This is a genomic window from Flavobacterium sp. ALD4 (assembly GCF_002836475.1).
Lineage (GTDB): Bacteria > Bacteroidota > Bacteroidia > Flavobacteriales > Flavobacteriaceae > Flavobacterium.
In genome coordinates this window covers 1220322-1244974 of sequence record NZ_PJBJ01000030.1, presented here as the reverse complement: position 1 = coordinate 1244974, position 24653 = coordinate 1220322, and the positions used below count along the sequence as shown (strand labels likewise).

General features: G+C 35.2%; 18 protein-coding genes and 1 tRNA gene. 11 read left to right on the top strand and 8 right to left on the bottom strand.

Annotation, left to right across the window (positions count from 1 at the left end; genetic code table 11):
• Nucleotides 1-582 precede the first annotated feature (582 nt).
• On the top strand, nucleotides 583-840 hold the full coding sequence (locus CXF59_RS14155) for a hypothetical protein (protein WP_101138380.1): 258 nt from the start codon (nucleotides 583-585) through the stop codon (nucleotides 838-840).
• 138 nt (nucleotides 841-978) lie between these two features.
• Here CXF59_RS14155 and CXF59_RS14150 read toward each other — a convergent pair whose 3' ends face one another.
• Together CXF59_RS14150 and CXF59_RS14145 are read right to left on the bottom strand one after the other, a co-directional pair.
• Nucleotides 979-1353, bottom strand: a complete 375-nt coding sequence (locus CXF59_RS14150; RefSeq protein ID WP_101138379.1) for a recombinase family protein — start codon at nucleotides 1351-1353, stop codon at nucleotides 979-981.
• 615 nt (nucleotides 1354-1968) lie between these two features.
• Nucleotides 1969-2050 (bottom strand) — tRNA-Leu (locus CXF59_RS14145).
• Between the two features lie 110 nt (nucleotides 2051-2160).
• Here CXF59_RS14145 and CXF59_RS14140 point away from each other — a divergent pair.
• From CXF59_RS14140 to CXF59_RS14130, 3 genes are all read left to right on the top strand, one after another.
• Nucleotides 2161-3549 carry a dipeptidase gene (locus CXF59_RS14140; protein ID WP_101138378.1) on the top strand — a complete coding sequence of 463 codons (1389 nt, stop codon included), beginning with the start codon at nucleotides 2161-2163 and terminating at the stop codon, nucleotides 3547-3549.
• An 871-nt stretch (nucleotides 3550-4420) separates the two neighbouring features.
• Nucleotides 4421-4795, top strand: a complete 375-nt coding sequence (locus tag CXF59_RS14135) for a BlaI/MecI/CopY family transcriptional regulator (protein ID WP_101138377.1) — start codon at nucleotides 4421-4423, stop codon at nucleotides 4793-4795.
• Nucleotides 4792-6252, top strand: a complete 1461-nt coding sequence (locus CXF59_RS14130) for a M56 family metallopeptidase (protein WP_101138376.1) — start codon at nucleotides 4792-4794, stop codon at nucleotides 6250-6252. Before CXF59_RS14135 ends, CXF59_RS14130 begins: the two co-directional genes overlap by 4 nt.
• Before the next feature lie 72 nt (nucleotides 6253-6324).
• Here CXF59_RS14130 and CXF59_RS14125 read toward each other — a convergent pair whose 3' ends face one another.
• Complete coding sequence (locus tag CXF59_RS14125; protein ID WP_101138375.1) at nucleotides 6325-7692, bottom strand: saccharopine dehydrogenase family protein; 1368 nt, start codon at nucleotides 7690-7692, stop codon at nucleotides 6325-6327.
• Nucleotides 7693-7896: 204 nt separating this feature from the next.
• Here CXF59_RS14125 and CXF59_RS14120 point away from each other — a divergent pair, with 204 nt between their 5' ends.
• The 3 genes from CXF59_RS14120 to CXF59_RS14110 all read left to right on the top strand — a co-directional run bounded on the left by CXF59_RS14120 (nucleotide 7897) and on the right by CXF59_RS14110 (nucleotide 11220).
• Nucleotides 7897-8289, top strand: a complete 393-nt coding sequence (locus CXF59_RS14120; RefSeq protein ID WP_101138374.1) for a DUF423 domain-containing protein — start codon at nucleotides 7897-7899, stop codon at nucleotides 8287-8289.
• Nucleotides 8290-8363: 74 nt separating this feature from the next.
• Nucleotides 8364-9965: a phosphoenolpyruvate carboxykinase (ATP) gene (gene pckA / locus CXF59_RS14115; protein WP_101138373.1), complete on the top strand. Its 1602-nt coding sequence runs from the start codon at nucleotides 8364-8366 to the stop codon at nucleotides 9963-9965.
• Between the two features lie 154 nt (nucleotides 9966-10119).
• Nucleotides 10120-11220, top strand: a complete 1101-nt coding sequence (locus tag CXF59_RS14110; protein ID WP_101138372.1) for a DUF4407 domain-containing protein — start codon at nucleotides 10120-10122, stop codon at nucleotides 11218-11220.
• 63 nt (nucleotides 11221-11283) lie between these two features.
• Here the strand turns inward: CXF59_RS14110 and CXF59_RS14105 are convergent, their stop codons facing one another.
• Both CXF59_RS14105 and CXF59_RS14100 read right to left on the bottom strand, forming a co-directional pair.
• A complete protein-coding gene (locus CXF59_RS14105; protein ID WP_101138371.1) occupies nucleotides 11284-11994 on the bottom strand; it encodes a PH domain-containing protein in 711 nt (236 codons plus the stop codon).
• Nucleotides 11995-12205: 211 nt separating this feature from the next.
• Nucleotides 12206-13384 carry a glycosyltransferase gene (locus CXF59_RS14100; protein WP_101138370.1) on the bottom strand — a complete coding sequence of 393 codons (1179 nt, stop codon included), beginning with the start codon at nucleotides 13382-13384 and terminating at the stop codon, nucleotides 12206-12208.
• Nucleotides 13385-13564: 180 nt separating this feature from the next.
• On the opposite strand from CXF59_RS14100, the gene CXF59_RS14095 reads away from it, so the two are divergent.
• Genes CXF59_RS14095 through CXF59_RS14085 form a run of 3 tightly spaced genes read left to right on the top strand, consistent with a single transcriptional unit; the run spans nucleotide 13565 to nucleotide 19426 of the window.
• Nucleotides 13565-16654 (top strand): hypothetical protein, encoded by a 3090-nt coding sequence (locus tag CXF59_RS14095; protein WP_101138369.1) that lies wholly within the window; start codon nucleotides 13565-13567, stop codon nucleotides 16652-16654.
• A complete protein-coding gene (locus CXF59_RS14090; RefSeq protein ID WP_101138368.1) occupies nucleotides 16654-17889 on the top strand; it encodes a hypothetical protein in 1236 nt (411 codons plus the stop codon). The genes CXF59_RS14095 and CXF59_RS14090 overlap by 1 nt, the downstream gene beginning before the upstream one ends.
• Nucleotides 17873-19426 (top strand): glycoside hydrolase family 2 TIM barrel-domain containing protein, encoded by a 1554-nt coding sequence (locus CXF59_RS14085; protein WP_101138367.1) that lies wholly within the window; start codon nucleotides 17873-17875, stop codon nucleotides 19424-19426. The genes CXF59_RS14090 and CXF59_RS14085 overlap by 17 nt, the downstream gene beginning before the upstream one ends.
• On the opposite strand, the gene CXF59_RS14080 is transcribed toward CXF59_RS14085, so the two are convergent.
• The 3 genes from CXF59_RS14080 to CXF59_RS14070 form a co-directional block, all read right to left on the bottom strand.
• Complete coding sequence (locus CXF59_RS14080) at nucleotides 19409-20611, bottom strand: glycosyltransferase (protein WP_101138366.1); 1203 nt, start codon at nucleotides 20609-20611, stop codon at nucleotides 19409-19411. The two genes, CXF59_RS14085 and CXF59_RS14080, sit on opposite strands and share 18 nt — an antisense overlap.
• Before the next feature lie 77 nt (nucleotides 20612-20688).
• Nucleotides 20689-21969: an oligosaccharide flippase family protein gene (locus CXF59_RS14075; protein ID WP_101138365.1), complete on the bottom strand. Its 1281-nt coding sequence runs from the start codon at nucleotides 21967-21969 to the stop codon at nucleotides 20689-20691.
• A gap of 33 nt (nucleotides 21970-22002) precedes the next feature.
• A complete protein-coding gene (locus tag CXF59_RS14070) occupies nucleotides 22003-22293 on the bottom strand; it encodes an STAS domain-containing protein (RefSeq protein WP_101138364.1) in 291 nt (96 codons plus the stop codon).
• A gap of 150 nt (nucleotides 22294-22443) precedes the next feature.
• On the opposite strand from CXF59_RS14070, the gene CXF59_RS14065 reads away from it, so the two are divergent.
• The gene (locus CXF59_RS14065) at nucleotides 22444-24504 is read left to right on the top strand and encodes a tetratricopeptide repeat protein (protein WP_101138363.1); all 2061 of its coding nucleotides are present in this window, start codon (nucleotides 22444-22446) and stop codon (nucleotides 24502-24504) included.
• Nucleotides 24505-24653: the final 149 nt, after the last annotated feature.

Sequence of the window (24653 nt, the reverse complement as noted above, 5' to 3'; positions counted from 1 at the left end):
ATACAATTGCAACTGACCGAGATAATAAGCAAAAAAATAGACTTTCTACATCGTAGGGGTGCAAGTATTGACCCTTTAATTATATTGTCGATTCCTACACCTCAACTAATAAAAGAGAATATAATATATTACACTAATTCAACTAAAACAGAACCAGCGAAAGTCAATTCTATTAACGCAAAAACTACACTTTGCTAGGTAACGAATATTTCAATGCAAAAAAATCGTAGTATTTTTTAAATCACAAGGGCTTAAAATACTACTTCAAACGGGATTGGAAAGTATTCGAGCAAATCAAAAGAGCGTATTTAACAAATGGATTGACTCAGATTCTGAAACGCAAAAAGAGATTGCGCACAATATTAGAACCATAAAGAGTACCCGCAACAACAAACAAAACAGGATCTACCACCCCAACAGATTAATTTACTGTCTTATTTAGGTTTATAATTTAATTTTACCGAAACACTTTTATAACACCCTCCTTGTTTAAAAATAATTGATATTATGTATTTCAACGTTTTTAACGTGTTTTTAATCTACTCTTTTGCAACACAGTAGATAAATTTATAATTTAGTTTCATGAAACCAAAAAAAATGACGCGCGTAAAAGAAATGAAACTCGAAAAAAAATTAAAAATTTTGTCTAAAATAGTAGCCTTTACTATTGGAGGAACTGCTGGATGTTTTATTGGTTATCATCTCGCCCACCTTTCAAGTATTGGACCTAATGGTAATGTTTCTACTCTATCTTTTTTTCTATCCTTAGTTGGAGGTTCGATAGGATCTGTTGCTGGATTTGCTTTGGCAACATCGACCTGCCAAAACAATATTCGTTGATAAAACACATTAAAAAAAAGGAGTTTAACGAATAATTAAACTCAATCTTTTCAATTAAAATCGTATCAACATTCTGTTTGTAATTTAATCACTTTCTGCACTAAAGAAATGGAACATTTAGAAAGCGATAGAGTACGCCTAATAATCTTTCCACTCGTTAAGTGTTTTATCTGACAATGTCGATAAAATGCCAATCATCATTTTTGCAATTGGATTTTCTTTACCATCTATTAACATTTGTAATCCTTCTTTATCTGCAATAACATTGCAACCATAGGAAGTGATCAGGTTAATTGTACTTAAAATATCGATAGTATTCTTTCCAAGTCTATCAATTGAATGAACATGTAATTCTTTGACATTTCCATTCTCAATTTCTAACATTAACTTCTTTCCTTCAGTTCTATCACTAAATTTTACTGAACCCCTAACGTTGTCTATGTAGACTTTCGCACCATCAACAATATTTTCTTGCGTTGATATATTCTGTTCTATTGTATAAACTGCTGTCATTTGTATAGATTATTAAATTCCTTACAAATATATTAAATAAGACAAAAATTATAATGTTTTATTCAGTGTTTTTATTGTTATTTTTAAAGCAAAATAAAAGTAGTTGCATTAGCATCGGAGGAAAGAGTCTACTATTACGATACATTAGAAATAGGAAAGAAAAACAGTAGTTTACAAAACCGAAGGAAGCCTATTAATTGAATATCGTGCTATCTTTTACCTGTGTAAATATTTATTAATAATTTGTTCAATTATCCGACGAATACCCATGCGTAGCACCAATTAAATAATCCTATCTGACGCGCGTGTAAAAATCAATCCTATTCTAAAGTAGAATGAAATAGAATAATCGAACAGTATTAATTAATCTTTATTAAATATTGCGCTCAATCTTTTCCAATTATAGTCTAAACTAGACCATAGCAGATAAAACCTATTTGTTTTTAGTTAAGTAATTTAAACTGATTTTTTCAAAAGGTTGGAATTTAATGGAGGTATAGTTCTATTTCAAACTAAAAAATGGAATAATTTTAAGGCAAAGCCGCAATGGTTCAGCAAGTTCTAAAAATAAAAAAACTCAATTACCTATAAAAAAGATAATTGAGTTGTTTTAAGTGCGGATAATAGGACTCGAACCTACACGCCTTGCGGCACCAGATCCTAAGTCTGGCATGTCTACCAATTTCACCATATCCGCGTAATTGTGAGTGCAAATATAGTTATATCTTCCAACATTCAAAGCAATTTTTCAAAAAAAGTTTTTATTCTATTTTTTGTACTTTTGAACTTCTAAAAACAAGTCAATAAATGAAAAATATAAAGTCATACGTACAAGAAAACAAAGACCGTTTTATCAACGAGTTAATCGAGTTATTAAAAATGCCTTCCGTAAGTGCTGACGCAGCCTACTCGCAAGATGTTATTGAAACTTCCGAAGTAGTAAAGCTAAGCTTGGAAAAAGCAGGCTGTGATTTCGTAGAAATCTGTGAAACTGATGGTTACCCGATTGTCTATGGTGAAAAAATAATCGATAAAAACTTACCAACGGTATTAGTTTACGGTCATTATGATGTACAACCGGCAGACCCCATGGAACTTTGGACTTCTCCCCCATTTGAGCCTGTGATTAAAACGACTGATATTCATCCGGAAGGAGCCATTTTTGCACGTGGTGCATGTGACGATAAAGGACAAATGTACATGCACGTAAAAGCATTCGAATACATGATCCAAAGCAATACTTTGCCTTGCAACGTGAAATTTATGATTGAAGGCGAAGAAGAAGTGGGAAGTGTTAACCTAAAAACCTTCGTTGAAAACAATACCGAAAAACTTAAAAATGATGTGATCTTAATTTCAGATACTGGAATGATCTCTAATCAACAGCCTTCTATTACAACCGGTCTTCGCGGACTGAGTTATGTCGAAGTGGAAGTTACCGGACCCAATCGTGATTTACATTCCGGCTTATACGGGGGCGCAGTTGCCAATCCCATCAATATTTTGGCAAAAATGATCGCTTCGCTTCATGACGAAAACAATCATATTACCATTCCTGGTTTTTATGACAATGTCGAAGAATTATCTCTTGAAGAAAGAGCTGAAATGGCAAAGGCCCCTTTTAGCTTAGAAAAATATAAAAAAGCACTCGACCTAAAAGACGTCTATGGCGAAAAAGGCTATGTGACTAACGAAAGAAACTCCATTCGTCCCACATTGGATGTAAACGGAATCTGGGGCGGTTATACTGGTACAGGCGCTAAAACGGTTATCGCAAGTCAAGCGTTTGCTAAAATCTCCATGCGTTTAGTACCCAACCAAGAATGGGAGCACATCACCGAATTATTCACGAAGCATTTCATAAGTATCGCTCCTGATTCAGTAACCGTAAAAGTGACACCGCATCACGGAGGTCAGGGCTATGTGACACCTATCGATAGCATCGGATACAAGGCCGCTAACATGGCATACACCGAGACTTTTGGAGTTCCAGCTATTCCAGTTCGTTCTGGTGGAAGTATCCCTATTGTAGCTTTATTCGAAAAAGAATTGAAAAGCAAAACAATCCTAATGGGATTCGGTTTAGACAGTGATGCTATTCACTCACCAAACGAACATTTCGGAATCTTTAATTACCTTAAAGGAATCGAAACTATTCCATTGTTTTACAAATATTTTGTTGAGTTAAGCAAATAAATGTACTCCACCTACATCTAAAAAATCCGTTCAGAAATGAGCGGATTTTTTTTTGGCGTTCCCTAGTTGCAGCAACAGCTATTTCAGTCCACACACTAGTGCAGCAACAAGGGCGAGCTATCCGCTTCAATCTCTTTTATCTCGTTTTTAGAACGAAACAAAAGAGGATTTTCGCTGCTATCCCTAACGCACATACAACAACATGAAGTTACTACCACAAAAACAGAATCCAACGATAATTTCCGCTTCCTAATTCCCATAAATTCGTAAAAATCACGTTCTATATCCTCTTATAAATTACCGCCTCTCTATTATTTAAAGGGACTCCACAACCGCAAATAGCTATTATTCAAATAAATAACTATAAAATTTGTTTATTTCAAATATATCTCTACATTTGTAGAGTAGAATTTGTATTTGTAGAAGTGAAAAGCATATGAGAAATTTAATTATCAACTTAATTTGTATCTTTAGTTTGTTTTCGTGCAAAACAAAACCCATGAATTAAACCGTAGAAAGAAAAAGAGAGGGTCTTTGGATAGAAAAATATTCACTGGACAACGCCCATTACAGATCAGTTGGAAAGTATAAAAATGACAATCCTATAAAAAGGTGGCGGTATTATCTAGACGGTAAAATAATCAAAAGAGAAAAGCACAAAGGAAATATCTGTTACACGAAATTTTATCACGAGAATGGAAAAATACGAGCAAAAGGGGTAACAAAAATCAACGACGACAAAAAGCAACTCCATTGGTATTATTCCGGAACATGGAAATATTATGACAACAAAAGCAACTTAACAACAACGCGCCAGTATCATAAAGGAGATTTAATCTCAGAAGAAAACAACACATATAAAAAATAAAAAATGCAACAATTAACTAAAGCCGAAGAACAACTGATGGAACAGCTTTGGAAACTGGAGAAAGCCTTTATGAAAGATTTACTTCAGACTTTTGCGGAGCCAAAACCAAAAACGACAACGGTTGCCACTTTATTGAAGAGGATGATCGATAAAGATTTTGTGGGGTACAATGAGTTTGGAAATTCCAGGGAATACTATCCATTGGTAAAAAAAACCGACTATTTCTCCAAACACGTCAACGGACTAATCACTAATTTTTTCAACAATTCGGCCTCACAGTTCGCTTCCTTCTTCACCACCGAAACCAATTTATCATCAGCGGAATTGGAAGATCTGAAAAAAATAATAGACGACCAACTGCAAAAAAAGAAAAAATGATGGACTTCATAATCAAATCGACACTTTCGCTGACAGTCCTATTGGCTGTATATCACATTCTGCTTGAAAAAGAGAAAATACATCAGTTCAATAGATTTTACCTTTTGTTTAGCCTTGTCTTTTCACTCAGCATCCCATTTATAACTATTGAAGTAATAACAGAATCTATAAGTCCTTTGATGGGGAAAGGGACCATAAAACCTGGAGAAGCTGCCATGACGATTATAGAAGACTCGAGGGATTACTGGCTTGTTGCCCTTTGGGCCTTATATGCTATCGTGACTTCGGTACTCATAATCCGATTTGCGAAGAACATTCGAAAATTAACCTCAAGAATAAAATCAAATCCTGCTATTGATTATAAAAACTCAAAACTGGTTCTACTAAAAGAGAAAATACTTCCGCATACTTTTTTGAATACCATATTCATCAACGACACAGATTATCATAATAGAAAAATTGAAGCAGAACTTTATACCCATGAATTAATCCACGTAACCCAAAAACACACACTAGACATCCTGTTTATCGAAATTCTTAAAATGTTGCTTTGGTTTAACCCCGTGTTCATTTTTTATAAAAAGGCAATACAACTCAACCACGAATTCCTCGCAGACGAGAAAGTCGTAAAATCATATAACAATGTTCCGTTTTACCAGAATCTACTATTATCAGTTTCAAACGCGAACTCAAGCTATTACTTGGCCAGTAATTTAAATTATTCAATAACTAAAAAAAGATTAATTATGATGACAAAAACCACATCGACAACTAGGTCCATGTTGAAAAAACTGGTGTTAGCACCACTATTTACGGGACTCGTTTTCTTAGTATGCGTAAAGACAGTAGCCCAAGAAAAGAAAACAGAAACTCAAATCAATTCGACCACTTCAGTTACCGGAATGGAAAAATATTTTGAAAATACTACTTTTAGGACTAAAGACAAGAATGGAAATATTATATCCGAAAAAAGCCTCTCTCAACTGACGTCCGAAGAAAAGAAAAACATTCCGCCACCTCCACCTCCTGCCACAGCCCCAAAAAGCAAACAGGAAAAGAGCGCACAACTAATTGACATAAAAAACGCAGCAGGACCAAAATACGTTGAATTAATTGTTAACAACAAAAATAATGACGCGGTCTATAACATTGCAGGGATTGATACGAGACCTCAATTCCCAGGTGGAATGAGTGAATTCTATAAATTTGTTGGCGAAAATTTTAAAATTTCGGAGGAAGCTTCAAAAATGAAATTAAATGGTAAAGTATACTTAATATTTACCATCGAAAAAGACGGAAGCCTTTCTGAATTTAAAATTCTTCGCGACATGGGTTATGGAACCGGAGAAGAAGCACTTCGCGTTTTAAAACTATCTCCAAATTGGATTCCGGCCAGAGTTAACGACAAACCAGTAAGAGTACAATATAGTTTACCAATTAGCATTCAAACAGATTAAAAACCGCTGTAAAACAACAAATCCGCTTCTTTACGAAGCGGATTTATCTTACTACAAACTAAAAACCATTACCTAAATGGTATTGTCTGGTCCATACCCAAAATAAGGCATGGATTGTTCTTTAAAAACAACACCATATTCTTCTAATTCTTTCAATATCGGTAGATACACTTCTTTACGAATAGGGAGTTGTACTCCGGGCGTGGTAATCTTCCCGTTTAAAATTAGCAATGTTGCCATGGCTACAGGTAAACCAACCGTTTTTGCCATTGCAGTATAGGTCTGGTCTTCCCCGATACAAACCATTTTAGAATCGATTTGTTTCTTAGCACCGTCCAATTCATATCCGAATTTATGATACATCACTATCATGTCTTTGTCGTCCGGTTCCAACGTCCAATTATCGCTTAATATTTTTTCTAATATTTGCGCTGGTGTGGCATTTTTAAGACCCACTATTTTTGTGTTATTGAATAAATCCAGTTCCAGCAATTTATCCCACATTATATCATCCTGATCAATCTTTAAAATTAAGCGTGTCTTAATTTCAACGGAATCTGTGGGGTGATACGGTAAAAATGAATTTACAAATTGACGGTAGCTCATGTTTTCAGAGTCTTCCATCACGTAACCGTCATCCGTCATTCCCAGTTGAACAAACATATTCCAAGCCTTCGAAAAACCTACACGGCGAATAGTCCCCCTATATAAGGTCAGTACATCATCTAAACCATATACACTTCTGTATTTCAATGAATCCCTATTAGAATATGCCTCAAAGCGGCCATAATCTTCTACTTCTAGGAATTCTGTTCTTCTGAATAAATTACAATAGGGTATATACTTGTATGTCCCCTCCTGAATAAATTTAGCCGCACCACCCTGTCCTGCAAGAACCACATTACGGGGAGCCCAAGTGAATTTATAGTTCCAACGATTCGTATCTGACTCCGGTGCAACTAGACCCCCACAAAAGGATTCGAATAAAAGCATTTTTCCGCCCTTATCACTTATTTCATCTATTATTTTCATGGCACTCATGTGATCAACTCCAGGATCCAGCCCAATTTCATTCATGAAAATCAAATTGTTTTCTTTTACAGCCTCGTCCAATTCTTGCATGGCATCGCTAACATAAGAAGCGGTAACCAAGTTTTTTTTATAAACAACACAATCTCTTGCTACCTCAATATGCAAATGAGCTGGCAACATCGAGATAACAATATCTGCTTTTTCAATTGCCACTTTTCTTTGACTCGCGTCAAAAATATCTAAAGCGATTGCAGTGGCATTAGGATGATTATTCGTTTTCTTTTGGGCTAAAGGCAACGATAAATCACCGATAACGAGATGTAAGCTCTCCTTTTCTGATTTATTTAAAAGATATTCTATCAACGAGGATGCTGACCTACCAGCACCTATAATTAAAATGGTTCTCATGTGTTTTATAAATATAACACAAATATATATAAATGTTATATTTATAACAAATACTCGCTGTTAAATCCTCACTATGTTTTCAACAAAACAAACAAATAGACTCAATTCCGTTTTTTCTAACGAAAAAGTATAAAACTATTCATCAAAAAATGTTTTGTATTAATCCGATAAGGAATACTTTTACAAAGAAAAAATACGGAATAAATGAACAAGAAATTAATTTCAACAGGAGCTCTTTTTGGTATGATAGCGATAGTATTAGGTGCATTTGGAGCACATGCCCTAAAAAAAACACTACTACCTGAACAACTACTTACTTTTGAAACTGGAGTACGCTATCAAATGTACCATGCATTGTTTTTAATCTTTATTGGAATGTTAGGGGACCTAACTGAAAAAACAAAAAAAATTATCTTTAATTTAGTCGTTTTTGGTGTCCTTTTATTTTCTGGATCCATTTATTTATTGGCTACAAACACCATGACTTCTTTTGATTTCAAAGTGATCGGTTTTGTGACTCCTATCGGTGGACTCCTGCTAATACTGGCTTGGGGCGTATTGTTTTTGCATTTTTTGAAGAAAAAACCAAAAAAATAAGATAATTAAATGGTATATAAAATATTAGCTTTACTTTTGCATGCAAATAATTTAACTACACAATACGTAATTTTATGAATAATAACACACCGTTTACGCAATCGATTTCGTTAAAAGACTTGGGAATCGAAAACGCAAAGATTCATTATCAATTATCAGCCAACGAATTACATGACATGACAATAGCGTCCGGCCAAGGAATCGAAACTTCGACTGGTGCATTAGCTATTAACACAGGAGAATACACAGGACGTTCGCCTTTGGATCGATTTATTGTTAAAGATAATATTACTGAAGACCAAGTTTGGTGGGGAAAAGTGAATATTCCTTTTGAGCCAAAAGCTTTTGAAGCATTGTACAAAAAAGTAACTTCTTACTTATCTGATAAAGAAGTATTCGTTAGGGACTCTTATGTATGTGCCGATCCTAATTACAGATTAAATGTTCGCGTAGTTACTGAAACACCTTGGGCAAATTTATTTTGTTACAATATGTTTTTGAGACCGGAACAAAAAGAACTGGAGAACTTCACACCAGACTGGACCTTACTGTGCGTTCCAAGTTTCTTAGCTGACGCTGCAACTGACGCTACACGTCAAAGCAATTTTGCCATATTAGATTTCACAAGAAAAATTGCACTTATAGGCGGTACCGGTTATACTGGTGAAATGAAAAAAGGAATTTTTTCTGCATTAAATTTCATATTGCCTGTCAATAAGAATGCATTACCGATGCATTGTAGTGCTAATGTAGGTGATAAAGAAGACACAGCCATTTTCTTTGGTTTGTCAGGAACCGGAAAAACTACTTTATCAGCAGATCCAAAAAGAAAATTGATCGGTGATGATGAGCATGGATGGACTAGTGAAAATACTGTTTTCAATTTTGAAGGCGGATGTTATGCTAAAGTGATCAATCTTTCTGAAGAAAACGAACCAGATATCTTTAGAGCAATTAAAAAAGGAGCCATTTTAGAAAATGTAATTTTTAAAGAGGGCACAAACGAAGTTGACTTTGAAGATGTTTCCATAACACCAAATACAAGAGTTAGCTACCCGATATACCATATTGATAACATTCAACCAAGTTCTATTGGAAAAAATCCTAAAAATATATTTTTCCTTACCGCAGATTCATTTGGAATCTTACCTCCAATTTCAAGATTGACACCAGGTCAAGCTGCCTACCACTTTATCTCTGGCTACACCGCTAAAGTTGCTGGTACTGAAGCTGGGGTTACAGAGCCTCAACCTAATTTTTCTGCTTGTTTTGGAGCACCGTTTATGCCGCTTCACCCAACAAGATATGCTGAAATGTTGAGTAAAAAAATTACAGAAGCAGATGTAAAAGTTTGGTTGATAAACACTGGATGGACGGGTGGAGCTTACGGAACGGGTAGCAGGATGAAATTAAAATACACACGTGCCATGATTACTGCCGCTTTAAACGGAGAATTAGACGCTGTAGAATATAAAGACCATGCTGTTTTTGGATTAGCGATACCTCAATCTTGTCCTGATGTTCCTGCTGATATACTAAATCCCAGCAAAACATGGAAAGATGCGGTTTTATATGACCAAAAAGCAGTTGAATTAGCTCAAAAATTTAAAGCTAATTTTGCCAAATTTGAAGAATTTGCAAACCCTGAAATAATGGCGGGAGCACCTAAAGCATAAGTTAATTATAATTCAAAAAAGAAAAGAGCTGTTCCCATAGGACAGCTCTTTTTGATTTTAAGAACCTCCTAAAGGAAATCAAATCAGCGATTTATAGCATTGTTGATTTTTTGGCGTTAAATTTGGAAAGATCAATCAATCAAAAAAATCAATCATGTTAAAACAATTTTTTATCCTCTGCTCAGGAGCTGACAATGAAATCCTAGAAGGCTGCTCCGAAGGAGAACAAGGCAAATACGCAGGTATTGGCGCCACCGTTTTCTTTACCGCCGTCATGGCATTTATCGCTAGTGCATACGCTCTGTTTACTGTTTTTGACAGCGTATATCCCACCCTACTTTTTGGATTAGTCTGGAGTTTGCTCATCTTCAATCTGGACCGCTTCATTGTTTCTACTATTCGAAAAAGAGATAAATTCGGAAGTGAATTTCTACAGGCAACACCCCGAATTATTTTGGCTATTATCATTGCTATCGTAATATCCAAGCCATTGGAAATTAAAATTTTCGAGAAAGAAATCAACACCGTTTTATTGAAAGAAAAAAACGCTATGGCGCTTGAAAACAAAAAGGAAGTGGCGAATTACTTCAAATCCGATTTAGATAAAAACAAATCCGAAATCGCGAGCTTAAAAGCGGATATTTCGAAAAAAGAAAAGGAAGTCAACACCTTGTACGACACCTATATTGCAGAAGCAGAAGGGACAAAAGGCACCCTGAAATTGGGCAAAGGCCCCGTTTTTAAAGAGAAAATAGCCAAACATAATCTCGCTTCCGCGCAATTGGATACCATTCGAAAAAACAATCTGGAAAAAATCGCCAAAAAAGAAAAAATGGCAGCAGTACTTCAAGCTGATTTGGATAAAAAAGTAACCGAAACACAACCTATAATAGATGGATTTGACGGCTTGATGGCACGAATAAACGCGTTAAACAAACTTCCTTCAATTCCTTCATTATTTATCATGTTACTGTTTTTAGCTATTGAAACATCCCCTATTATCGCTAAATTGCTATCTCCCAAAGGAGAATATGATTTTAAACTGGAGGATCTAGAAACGGCATTAAAAGCCACTTTAGAACAAGACAAATACCAACGCAGTTTATTACTTAAAACGAGTGCCGCAATGCATGATAAGGTATATCAAGACATTGCGCAAGACAAAAACCTCTATGACTTACAACGAAGAAAAGCAACGGAGTTGCTGGAATTACAAGCTACTAATTTTGTCGAAAAACAGAAAAGAACCTTATAAAACTAAAAAAGGTCAAATGATAAGAACTATCATTTGACCTTTTTAATTTCTGTACAAACATCATTACATGAAGCTTAAAATTTCCATTTTATAAGTGTCGTATTCCCCTTGAAGAATTAAACCGTTATCAAGTAGTTTTTTATAGTTCTGTAATTTTTCGAAAAGTTCATCCTGAGACAGTCCGGCGAGCCCATTTTCGTTCAAAATTTCAGATGGATTATCGAAATGCTCGTTTTTAATAGTTAAAGGTGGCGGAATGATAGGCATGATTTCGGCAAAACTAGTCACTTCTTCAGTTTCTACTACTTCAATAATCTCAAATTCCTCGGTGGTGTCAGCTAAAAAGTCTTCCCTAACCGTAACATTTGAAACTGCGACATTTTTCAGAATATCCAACTGCTCCTTAGCATACGTGAAGATTTTTCTGGCTTGAATTTTCGGGATATAATCAATGGAAACGGCCATATCGGTCTTCGTCGAAAATGAAAATTCCGACCCCAAGATATTTTCTTTAACAAAAGTCCCTTCAATTTGATCCCAAGTATAATCTGTAAAATCCATAGAGAGACCCAGGTTTTTAGGTTGACAGATTATAATTCTTTTATTAGTCATAACAATACTATCCGGAAAAACGGTAAGCGCCGGTTTTTTCTGCACCCCGATATAGCCTATCTCTTCATTTTTCATCAGTAAATCATTCAGCTTTGAAGTGACTTTTTCGATGGCTTTAGGATCTTGCTCCTCGTTTAAGAATTTCTTAATTTGTTCTTTCATTTTAAAATGAATTTATATCAGATGCTGAATCATTTCAACACATAAAAAAACCCTTAGCAAAAGTAATACCTAATTTCATTATTCTGCAATTTCCTTTTACATTTTCTTAGTTAAACTTTTGTGAACCAACCATTTTAAACAAAAAAAGAGATCGAACTTATAAAGTACAACCTCCCTGAAATAACAATAAAGCCTATTTAACAATAATTTTTTAATTATAATGAAATGCAATTTGACCAATTTGACCAACAATTTTAAAGGAATCTTTAAACGAAAGCTTAGATCCATCCATATGAACCCATCTATTTAATGGTTGCTCACATATTAAATCTATTGCTCCTTGTTTCCCATAAATATTTTTCATCCTCATAAAGATTTCAACGTCAAACAGCCATTTGGTCAAAAACTTTTTCTTAAAGGTTTTTTCAATAATTTCTTTATTCATGATTTTAGCACCACATTGTGTATCTTGGAAATCCATCCCTAAAGTTTTTCTAATAATAAAATTGATCCCTTGACTAATGATTTTTCTAGCTGATTCTTTTGCGATATCAGCTCCCATTCTGTTGATGCGGGAACCACTAACTATTTTATATTTAGAATTTGATATTGTATTTACCAATTCGTGGAAATCATCAAAATTGGTCGACAAATCCGCGTCAAGAAAACCAATGTAATTGTATTGGCTGTCTTTCGCCAAGTGCAACATCCCTAATCTCACGGCCTCAGCTTTTCCACCATTCTTTTCGCAGTTATAAATACTTATTCTGTCCTCATTCCCTTTACATAATTCTTGCAACACTTCAAGCGTATTGTCTTTACTCCCATCATTTACAAAACACAAATGATATCCTAAATTTGAATGAACAAATTTTTTGAATTCTTCACTCAACAATCTTTCCTCTTCATTGTAGCAAGGTATGACAACCCCAATGCAATTATTTTGAATTAACCTATTGCTGTTATCAACTGGATCAACTAAATCAACTCCAATTAATCTCTTTACCCTTGCTCCAATTTCATTCAAGCTTAAGGGTTTTTTCATATAATCTGAAACTCCCAATTCAAACCCTTTTAAAATCACTTCTTCGTCATTATTTCCAGATAAAATCATCACTGGAGTATCATGCTTTTTAATCTGTTTTATGTATTTCACAATTTCCAAACCTGATGCTTTATCGTTTACACTAAAAGGTTGATTAGCATCTATTGAATTGGTCAAGACAGGCATGTTAATGTCTGCAATAACGAGATTCGGTTTGAATTCATCATATGCAACGATCGCATTAAAAACATTATTGGCGGTTTTAACTTCATACCCTAAATCCGTAAGACATTTGCTTAGAGAAAGGACAACTAATTCTTGATCATCGATTACTAATATTTTCATACTGTAGTGTTTTCATTGTTATTTCAATACAAATATATCACGATAAGTACTTCCTGTTTTTAGAATTTAGACGAACGGATAGCAATGTTTCGACGAATGGATGATTGATTAAGATACTTTAAATTCGACCGCTATAGTTTATTTCCTATATTTACGATTATGATAATAAGTGAGCTATAAGTGGGAGAAAAAACCAATAAATATTTAATTGTTGCACTGTTGGTGGGAATCGTATTTCACTCCAGTGCTATTTTTTTCACCTTGGAAAACACTTATGATGCTTTAATTCATCTGTTTTTCGCAAATCATTATGCCCGTGGCTGGTTTGAACCCTGGAGCTATAGCTGGTACACCGGTTTTACCGTTATGGGTTATCCCCCTTTGGTCCATCAAACAATTGCATTATTATCCTTAGTGGGTGGTTTAAAATTCGGGATGTTTACTGTTGCCATTATTGGGGTCGTACTATTTATAACAGGTGCTTATCGCTTTGCCTTACTAATGACCGGCAACAGAAACGTCGCAGGCTACACAGCGCTACTAGCGGTATTTTCTTCTTCGTTTGTCGAAACATTACATATTTTCGGACAATTACCAAGTGTCATAGCTATGTCCATTTTAATGCATTCTTTCCCGGAAATATATCTTTGGTTAAAAACCGGTAAGTTAAAATACTTTTTTACTTCATTATCCCTTCTTGCCGTAACGGTTTGTTCACACCATGTGACTCCTATTTTCGGAATGGTTTTTTTTATTTTCCCATTGATAGGTATGGTAATAATGGACGTTTCTCGAGAAAAGGTACAAAGTTATAAAGAAGTGTCATTCAAAATATTTTTCCAATCTTTCCTAAGTTTACTTAAAAGAATGATCTCCTTTGGTATCGCTTCTTTGATTTTGATTGTAGTTTGTATTTTACCTTACTGGATTAACTCAAAGAAAAACCCAATAACCCAAGTACCCATTCCACATGGTAGCAGGGATAATTTTTTAGAGGTAACTTCTTCAGGCTTGATGTTTTTTTTAATCCCTTGGGGAATCCTATTGTTCTTTTTGCCTTATATTTTTTATAGGTTTTACAGCAGGCGGTATTTGTTTTTCGGCTTGTCATTAACTTTATTATTAATTCTGGGAACTGGAGGGACGACTCCAATTCCGTTAATGATATTAGGTAAAAACGCTTTTAACATACTTACTCTTGACCGTTTTACCTTGTGGGCTTCCATAATGTGTTTACCCATGTTTGGCGAGTTCATTTATCGCTTTATAGAAGGTGATTTGCGAGAAGCGATGCAATTGCGATTTGGACTCGTTTACCACAGAATCATAGGGGGATTTATCGCAGGAACTTTTTTGACAATGGCTGTTTTCACTATTACTATTGGGTACTTCAGGCCTTTTCAGCCCCAAAAAATAAACACGCTTCCAATCATTAATTTCTTAAATCAAGACCAGCATGACCAATGGAGGTATTTACCATTGGGCTTTGGGGATCAGATGGCCACCTTATCCTATCAAACAAAAGCCTTAACCGTTGACGGTAACTACCATTCGGCAAGGAGACTTCCCGAATTAACATCAAGAGCCGTCGAGCGTTTGGAAAATTCAAAATTTAGAGGGCTCGAAGGCATCGGTTCCCTGCAACAGTTTTTAACCGTTCCGGAAAAATACAATTTGAAATATGTTTTTTCCAATGATAAATTTTACGATCCCATATTGTATTTCTGCGGCTGGCATCGCTTGTCTCAACTGTCGAATGGGATAATGGTTTGGGAAAAATTGAATGTCCCCCCATTATCAAAAACACTTCCTTACGAAGATGTTCCTCTTTATCAAAAACTGATGTGGGGAATTATTCCGATGCTAACCGTTGCAGTAGCGTTTGTACTTAACATACAAATGATGTTTTACAAAACCTTAAAACTAAAAGTAATTGAGAAACCTGAATTCTTGTCACTGGGAATTTCATACACCAAATTTTCAAACCGATTAATATCCTATTTGCATATATGGACGGCTATTATATTATGTTTTACCGCTTATTTCATCTATCAGTTCCACATCAACACCGCTTATCAAATAAGTCCGAAAAACGTGATACGTTCCTATTACGACGCGATTGATTTTAAAGAATTTGAAAAAGCCTATTCTTTTATCAATCCTGAAAGTAAATTATCCGTCTCCCAATTTATGTTGGAAACATCGGTAGCGGATGGAATCCTGAACTCCTATGCAAAATTGGATGCCATAGAAGTGGAAACGATAGCGCAAACTGACAACGAAGCAATCCTATTAGCCAAAACAAAATGGATTACTCCGCTCGAGATCATTAAAAAAGAGTATCGCCACCAAGTCGTGAAAGTAAAAGGGAAATGGTATATTAAGCCTAAAAAATTAGATTTGGACATTCCGCCAAACCAGTTTTTATCTTCTAATACTACGGAATTTTTCAAGCACGGTCGCAGAGTTATTTCCACCCAACAGACCTATCATGACGACGTTTTGAAACAACCTGTCCTTGAAATCCTTTCTGCCAATTTAATTAAGCTTGATGACGAATACATCGTAATCGGCGAAGTCCAAAACGTGGATAACGTACCGGCAGATGTTGTTTTGAACGCAAGCTTGTACGATAAATCAGATAAAAAAACAGCCTCTTTTAATGCCAAGTTTGTAATCAAGCACAAACTACTGCCTAAGGAAATCACTACTTTCAGAGTAAATTTTGAAGAAACGGCCTGGTTAAAAATGACTGATGTAAAACCCACCACTTTTAACCCCAATGAGTTTACCCCATTAAAAATTAAACAAAAGCCGTTTAACTTCGACATTCAGTGCGCCGGAAATGTCACCATTACCGATCTGTACAACCAAGTGGCGCTGTCCGATTTTCAGATAAACGATAACAAAATAAACGGGACATTATTTAATTACGGTATCCAGGAAGTTACCATCCCAGGATTATTAATATCCTATTACAACAATGCCAAAAAATTAATTTATGTAGATCATTTTTTTATTCGTGAAGGTGTTAGAGTGCAGCGCAAACAATATTTCGAATATAATTTATTAAATTTAGAGAACTTAGCCCTCATTCAATCTTCCTTGAAGAACTGTTTTGTAAATGGATTACCAAATGATATTATTGCCAAAGAAGTGGTTCCAAACAGACAAGTGAACCAAGGCGAAGAACAACTGCAAAAAGTAAAAGGAAAGGGCTTTAGCTACATAAAAGTAGAAATCAATAATTATATTGGAAATCCAAAATAATGAAGAAAACAATTTACATCTTGCTTTCCCTAGTGCTCTTGCTTCTCTTGGCATTTGCGACGCCTGCATTTATTGCAAAAGACAGCGATATTCACTTGAATTCAACAAACAAATTATTTGTCGCGGGAAACGACCTGGAATTAACTTTTTCCTCTTCGTCAAAAACTGCAAAACCGCAGCTTTTCATCATCCATTCTTACGGGAAAACTGTTGTTAACGGGAATAACAAAGATGGGAAAATCACTTTTACAATCCCTGATATTTACTCAAAAAAGACTGGGAACGTTTCCTGGTTTCTAATAGACAATGAAAAAACTGTTTTAAACGGCGCTTTTGAGATAATTCCAAACGACAAAACCAAAACCCAAATTGAAAATTATCTTGGTCCCAGAAGCATCTTGGCTGGCGGCAAGGAGTTTACGATGATGGTCAGTATTCCCACCGACGGATTTGACAATCCAAAATCAGAAAACACCCCCGTCCTGATTAAACATCAGTTTTTAGACAAGGTAACCGCCGTTTCAAAAAACACGCATGACTTTGTAGCCTGGAATAATATTTACTCGAACACTCAATCGGGACAGATTCTGGCTTCAACAGTATGCGACAAAACCATCACTAAAGAAACAGAAACCGAAGTCTATCCAAATATCGCAACCGATTTTTCTATTTTTTATTCAAGAAATCACGGCTATGGAGATGGCAATCAAATTACGACTCTTACCACTTCAATAATCAAGGACGAATACAATAACACCGTAAGTGATGGAACCATGGTAGTTTTCCATATTACCACCAAAAACGACATGTTTTTAAAAACCTTTGGCAGCACGATAAACGGTATCGCCACGGGACAAATTCTTCATCCGGATCACCTGGACAGTTATGCCGTAAAAGGATATATCACAGGAATTGCAAAAAGTAACATTTTGCATATGGATTACAAACCTATACTTTCTGATTTTAAATATTCCTTTTCTGACCATAATCGAAAACTTACCATAGGGCCACTGAACAGTTTTATGGGCCAGTTAGTTCCCGACGGGATTAAGGTTCTAGTAAAAATATTTCATGACGACAAAATAATCAAAATTTTACAGGAAGACAGTTCAAAAGGAATGGCTAATTTCGAAATTCCCTCCGATTTTTATAAAGAAAAAAACTATCGCTTTGAAATTCAAACTTTAGGCATTACAAAAAAAACTGAAACTAAAAACTATGTCTTTAATAAATAACAAAAACGTTTACCGAACTATTCTAATTATTTCATTTATCCTGTTGAACCTACTATTACTGTTGGGTATCAATAAAACGCTGACGTTTTTAAATACGGGTGCAGAGAGAACATCCATGCTCCATCTGGAAAAAGAAACTATTAACAGCTATTTACCCAAAACAATTTGGGAAAGTGATACAAATGCTGGCAGGGCAATGGAAGCAAATACGCTTAAAGAAGTGGAAAAAGACTATCTTTTTTCATGGCTCGTTAAAAACAAATCTTTTAAAGACAACACAAAACTGGGAATCGAAGATTATTACACTCAAAATACCCGCGCAAATTTATACCAGACGATCAGTCACAATAAGAAAAATAACATTACCATTGAGAGCACCACATTAGAGCATCACCCCAAATTGGATTTTTATAGTGCCGATGGGCAACTGGTCGTTTTCACGGACAGAAACGTGGTTGAATTCCAAAAAATTTACAAAAAAGAAAAATTAATCAGTACCGTTGAAGATACGGCGACTTATAAAGTAATGATGCTTCTTGAAGATGGATTTTGGAGAGTGAGACATATGCAAAAAATGAAGAAAGAAGTGCTAGTGGCCGACACCATAAAACCACATCCCCTTTATACCATTCAAGGACAAAACATACTCAAGGACAAGGTCGCTTACACGATCAAAGGAATCAATTATTACCCGAAAAATTCGGCTTGGGACACTTTCGGCCCTTTATTTAATCTAGACACCATTTCCAAAGATTTTGACATCATCAATAAAGCAAAACTTAATTCGATTCGTATTTTTATACAGTATGACGATTTTGGGAAAGCCGATGTAAAACAAGAAAAATTAGACAAGCTAAAAAAGATGTTAGATTTGGCTGAATCAAAAAACTTGTCAGTAATTGTTACCCTTTTTGATTTTTACAGCGACTACACCCTAGAAAATTGGACGTTGACCCACCGCCATGCCGAAAACATAGTTTCGACATTCAAGAACCACAATGCTATTTTGGCTTGGGATTTAAAAAACGAACCCAATCTGGACTTTGAGAATAGGGACAAGGACAATGTCCTGAACTGGTTGAACCATATGGTTTCAGTCATCAAAAAATTTGACCCCAATCATTTAGTCACTATTGGTTGGTCCAATTCATATGAAGCAACTCGACTAGCTAATAAAGTAGATTTTGTATCCTACCACTTTTATAATGCGGTTGAGGATTTCGAAAAAGAGAATACTCTTTTAGAAAAAGCCGTAAAAAAGCCAGTCGTAATTCAAGAGTTTGGCGTGCCATCCTATAACGGCATATGGAATTTAAGAGGATATAGCGAAGCGGATCAGGCGCAATACCATAAAAGAATTCAAGCCTTATTCAAAAAAAACAAGCTTGCATTTATGTCATGGACTTTATATGATTTCCCGCATGTTCCAAGTCAAGTGGCTGGAAAATGGCCTTGGCAGAAAATTAGACAGAAAAAATTTGGTTTTATTGATGAAAAAGGAAACAAAAAACAATCCTTTTTATACATTACCTACTAATTTTTTTTCTAATTTACTGTATTCGATCTGTCTAAAACTACGAAGATACATTCCAACAATTTTATCCATTGAAAGGGCACTTGCGGCTCTGTAATTAGTTGTGGCCAATCGTATTCTGTACTCATTGTCGTTCAGGATAGCTTCAATAGCTGCTGCTAATGACTCTGCACATTCCGGATTAAAAAACTCACCCTGATATCCTTCTTCTTTAACTAACAGACTCAAATCGCCTAAATCTGGCATTACAACCGCTTTTCCGTAACTACCCGCTTGATGCAATACTCCAGAACTTCCGGTAGTTGAAGTGTAAGGAAACACAACCATTGCACTGTCATTGAAAATATTTTGAACTTCATTTTCCTCTACATAACCCGTAAACGTAATACCGGGAACATGCGCATATTTTTCCTGTACACTTTCTAAATAACCTGGAGTATTAGGGCTATTTGTACCAGCGATCACAATTTCAATTGCTTCACTTGATTTTTGTCGGATGATTTCAATCGCTTCAATTAAAATTTCGACTTTTTTGTAAGTCCCGAATTTTCCAAAAGCCATTACTTTCTTAGGTCCAGCCGGTAGATTAAAATTAGGCGTTTGTGTTTTTTCAAAAGAGCCGTGAGGTATCAGTGATACATTTTTAGTTTTATATTTTTTACCTAATACATCAACATATGTACTTATGGTAACCACAACTAAATCTGCTTTAAGTATGCATTTTGTTAAGTTAGTGCCAATAGCATTGTAAATTTTTGAAGCTAATTTGTTCTTGGTAAAACCAGCGCTTTCGAGATCTACTTGCTCTAATATGTTATGTAATAAAACTACTGTATTAAATCTAAATAATTTTAAAAACATAGGTATTAATAATCCCATTGCTGCCGGAATTTTTTTATCACCAAATTTCACAAACTGCAAGTTGAATAAAACAGCATCCGGCTTTTCCTTTAATACCGTTTTGATAATCGAAAAGAAGTTTAAATAACTATTAAAAGACCAACAGTCTTTAACATTTACTTTATAGCTACTGTCAAAATCCAATTGTTTTGGCTCCTTTGTTTTATCTGTTATTAAAAGCAATTCTGAAACTTCTTGGTTCTGTACAAAATTCTTTACCAAATGATATCCATACTCGTTTAAGGTTACTCTACTTGGTGGAAACGACGTTATAATAGCTACTTTCATGTTTGCTCAGTTTTTAATTACAGTACGAATATCTTTATTTTAGAATGGCTATTTTTTAATTTTCGGTGAATGGAATCTTAGCGTAGACGAAGATTCTTTTTATTCTGATAAAAGAAAAAGGATAATTGCGAAAGTAACAGTACAATCATCGCAATGATTTGCACATGAACTACCTGTTGAAGTGAATCATGGAAAAATACGATCAATCCTATCTGGGCTAGCCCTATTATTGCCGAAACCACAACAGGAATGTACTGGTTTATGGATAAGAAGTAATAGGTAAAAATATTGGCTATGGCAAAAATGGAAGTGGCCAGTGCGTACTTCCATAATAGAAAGGCTATAGAAAGATATGCCTTTCCAAACATTAAATTGACTACCGGTTCCGGGAAAAGAAAAGTCACTAATACAATCACCGTAGACAATATAGCGATATAGGATACGTATTTCATCAAAAGAGGCTGGGTTTCTTTTCCGTCCCTTTTTAACTGAATTACCTTAGGCAGCAGCAACATCACAAACATCCAGGCGACAAAATAAACAACCCTGCCTATTAATGCCAGAGAAGCATAATAACCCGCCTGCTCATTATCAAAATAGTGTTTCACCAGAATAATATCGCTGTTATTAATGATAATCTGTGTCAGCTCATAGAAAGCAGTTAACATAAAAAAAGTCAGAATCGCTTTATTGTCAAGAAAATCCTCTTTGGAAACCAACTCCTTTTTAATTTTGAAATCAATTGTGATATTTTTTTGAAAAGGATAAAGTCCAAAAATAAATGATACGGTGATTCCGGTCGCAACAATTATGGAAGGTGGAAAACTAGGAAGCAACAAAACGGCGGCGATAGTCAGCAATAATCGGCTGGCCATTTCGGTTTGATAAGTAAAAGCCAATTTGTCCATTATATTTTGGCCTTGGTACAATCCCCTATTAATGCTCATTAAAAAATAAAGAGGGATCCCAAAACTAAAAATCACAAACATAGTTGCCGTCTTGGTATGAAATAATTCTTGTAGTTCCTTATTAAAAAAAAAGATCAGAGCACCTATGCAAACGCCCATCAAAACCGCATACTTTGTAATGCTCTTAGTGAATAGGGAAAGTTTTTTGTCTTTCAGTAAAACGGCATACTTAGCCGCGACAATTTGAAAAGTCATTCCCACAAATGACAAAACCAATAAAAAGGTGATTAAAATAGCAGCGTCTGAAAAAGCTGCCGGTCCGAGTATCCGTCCCAGCAACAAATTATACAAATAGTTCCCTCCGTTAACAAAAAGAATCGTGACCAGGAAGACTTGCTCTGAACTTAATTGTTTTGGGATAGCAGGAATTGTAAAAGAAGCTATTTTCATTTATCTTAATTTTCTAAAAATTACAAAAAAATATTAAAGCAAAATATCATTTAAATTTAACGAGGAAAACTTTTCGCTGACCTTCTTGTTTTTCATCCCGATGATGTAAAACATCTTGTCGTTTCTCCGAGCTTTTTCATATAACGACATTATGCTTTTTACAGCCTCACCGTCAATTTCCAGAACTTTATTTAATGAAAGAACGATCCCTTTCGAACACTCCATCAAAGCCTCAATATGGCTTTTTAAAGTGTTGCCGTTTTTCGAAATTAACATCCCATTAATTTCATAAACTCCTGCGCTGTATGTGATTTGAAGTGCCATCTTATTTATGTTTGTTCGTTAATACTGACGCAAATATCTTTCGTATTCATGTGAAAGCATTTAATTCTTCGACGAATGGCAAGTTGCTGTAGGTGAAATATCACAGCATTATACTTAACTTGCATAAATATAATTTAAGAATCAAACCGAATGAAAATATTAAAACAAACTGTCTTTTTTCTGTTCCTTGTTATAAGTACTGTAGGAAATGCCCAAGATATGAGTAAAGGGTTCAGTAACCTGGAAAAAGGCGAATTTGATAAAGCTGAAGTGTTCTTCAAAAACATTTTGAAAGACTATCCTCAAAACAAAACCGCCCGTTTGTGTTATGCTAGAGCAATTGGTCTTAATGAACAACCCAAAAAAGCTTTGAAGAACTTTGTAGTATTGAAAAAAGAATATCCGGGCGATCTAGAAATTGAACTCAATTATGCCGAAGCCCTGCTTTGGAACAAAAAATTTGACGAAGCCAAAGTATTTTACACCACTCTTGTTTCGAAAAATCCAAGCAGCTTTGTGGCGCATCTCGGGTTCGCGAACACCCTGTCCAATCTTAAAGAATTTAAGGAAGCTTTACTAAATGTCAATAAAGCTCTAGAACTGTCCCCTGCCAATCCAGGCGCTTTGATCTCAAGAAAATATATTAAATTGGGATATGCCAATCAAAAGGTAATTGAAAAAAGTTATACCGAAGCCGATGCTTTTTATGATGAAATTTTAGTTGACTTCCCTAATGACAAAGAAACCTTACTGAACAAAGCCAACTTATATCTCATTACCAAAGATATCACAAAGGGAAAACAAACCTATACTATTATTGCCAAAAACGACCCTGTTATCGCGTTAAACGGTTTGTCTTTAATTGAACATATTGACGGGAAAGACAAAAAGGCACTAGAATTGTCCCAAGAAGCTATTGAAAAAGTAAACAATAGCACAGATGAAAATTTAATTAAGCAAACGCAGGAACGCTATGTTCAAGCTTTGATTTGGAATAAAAAATATAAACTGGCCGACCTGAAAATAACTGAATTAAACACCAAGTATGCAAATGAAAACTGGCTACTGGCCTTGTCTGCTACTTTAGCCATTTACCGTAGTGATTTTAAAGACAGTGTTAAATACTACTCGACTATATTGGAGAATAACCCGAAGTCATTTGATGGGAATTTAGGAATTGCAAATGCCTACTATGCTTCCGGGAAAGTTTCAAGTGCAGTTGCTGCTGGAAAAAAAACGCTGGAAATTTTTAAAAACCAGAATGACGCCATGAATTTCATAAAGAAAATCAATCAGGAGTTCACGCCTTTTCTCGAAGAAAGACTAAGCTACTCGTCTGACAATGGGGACAATACGGCAAAAGCGACGCGTACACTTATTTCAATTCCTTTGTCGACAAAACTTACGGTTAATACGACGTATCAGTACCGTGAAACTGAAAACACCACGACCAAGGTCAGCGCAAAAACCAATGACTTCCTATTGGGAATTGCTTATAAATTCCATCCGAAAATTAGTTATACAGTGGACGCTGGTGTCACCTCAGCCAATTCAACTACCACTAAATACAATCAAGCACTGATCAATACGTATTTTAAAATCAAGCCCTTTAAACTACAGGATTTAGAAATTGGATATAAAAGAGAAGTTCAAAATTTCAACTCGGATCTGATTGACAAACAAATCGCAGCCAATAATTATTATTTTAATTATAATATGGGAACCAATTTTAATTTTGGTTGGTTTACCCAGTATTTCTATACTTCACAAACAGACAACAATACCCGAAACCTTTTGTTTACCTCTTTCTATTATAATTTCATGTCCAGTCCCGTTTTAAAAGGTGGCCTTAACTATCAATACATTGCTTTCAAAAACCAAGTGCCTACGGATTATTTTAGCCCAAAGAAATTTAACGCTGTTGAACTATTTATGGAAATACTTAAAGATGAAAAAATTGTGGAAGCGAAATCTTGGTTCTATAATGCCAATGTGGCTACTGGATTTCAATTTATTGAGGACAACAGCAAACAATGGACTTACAGGGTACAGGCGAAATTTGGTTATAAATTCTCTGATCGATTGTTGACCAACATCTATGGCACTCGAAGTAATATTGCCTCCACTACAGCCGCAGGGTTTACCTTCAACGAAATTGGATTGCGATTAAAATGGAATTTGTTCGACAAGCCTATATTCAAACTGAAATAAGATTTAATGATCCCAGATCGATTAAAACCAAAAGAGGTTGCCTTTCCAGGTAATCTATTTTGGTTTTTCTTGTTCTTGTTCTTGTTCTTGTTTTGTTGTTGCTGTATGATAAAGGCAAAATTATAATCGGACTACCTAAAACGAACTAA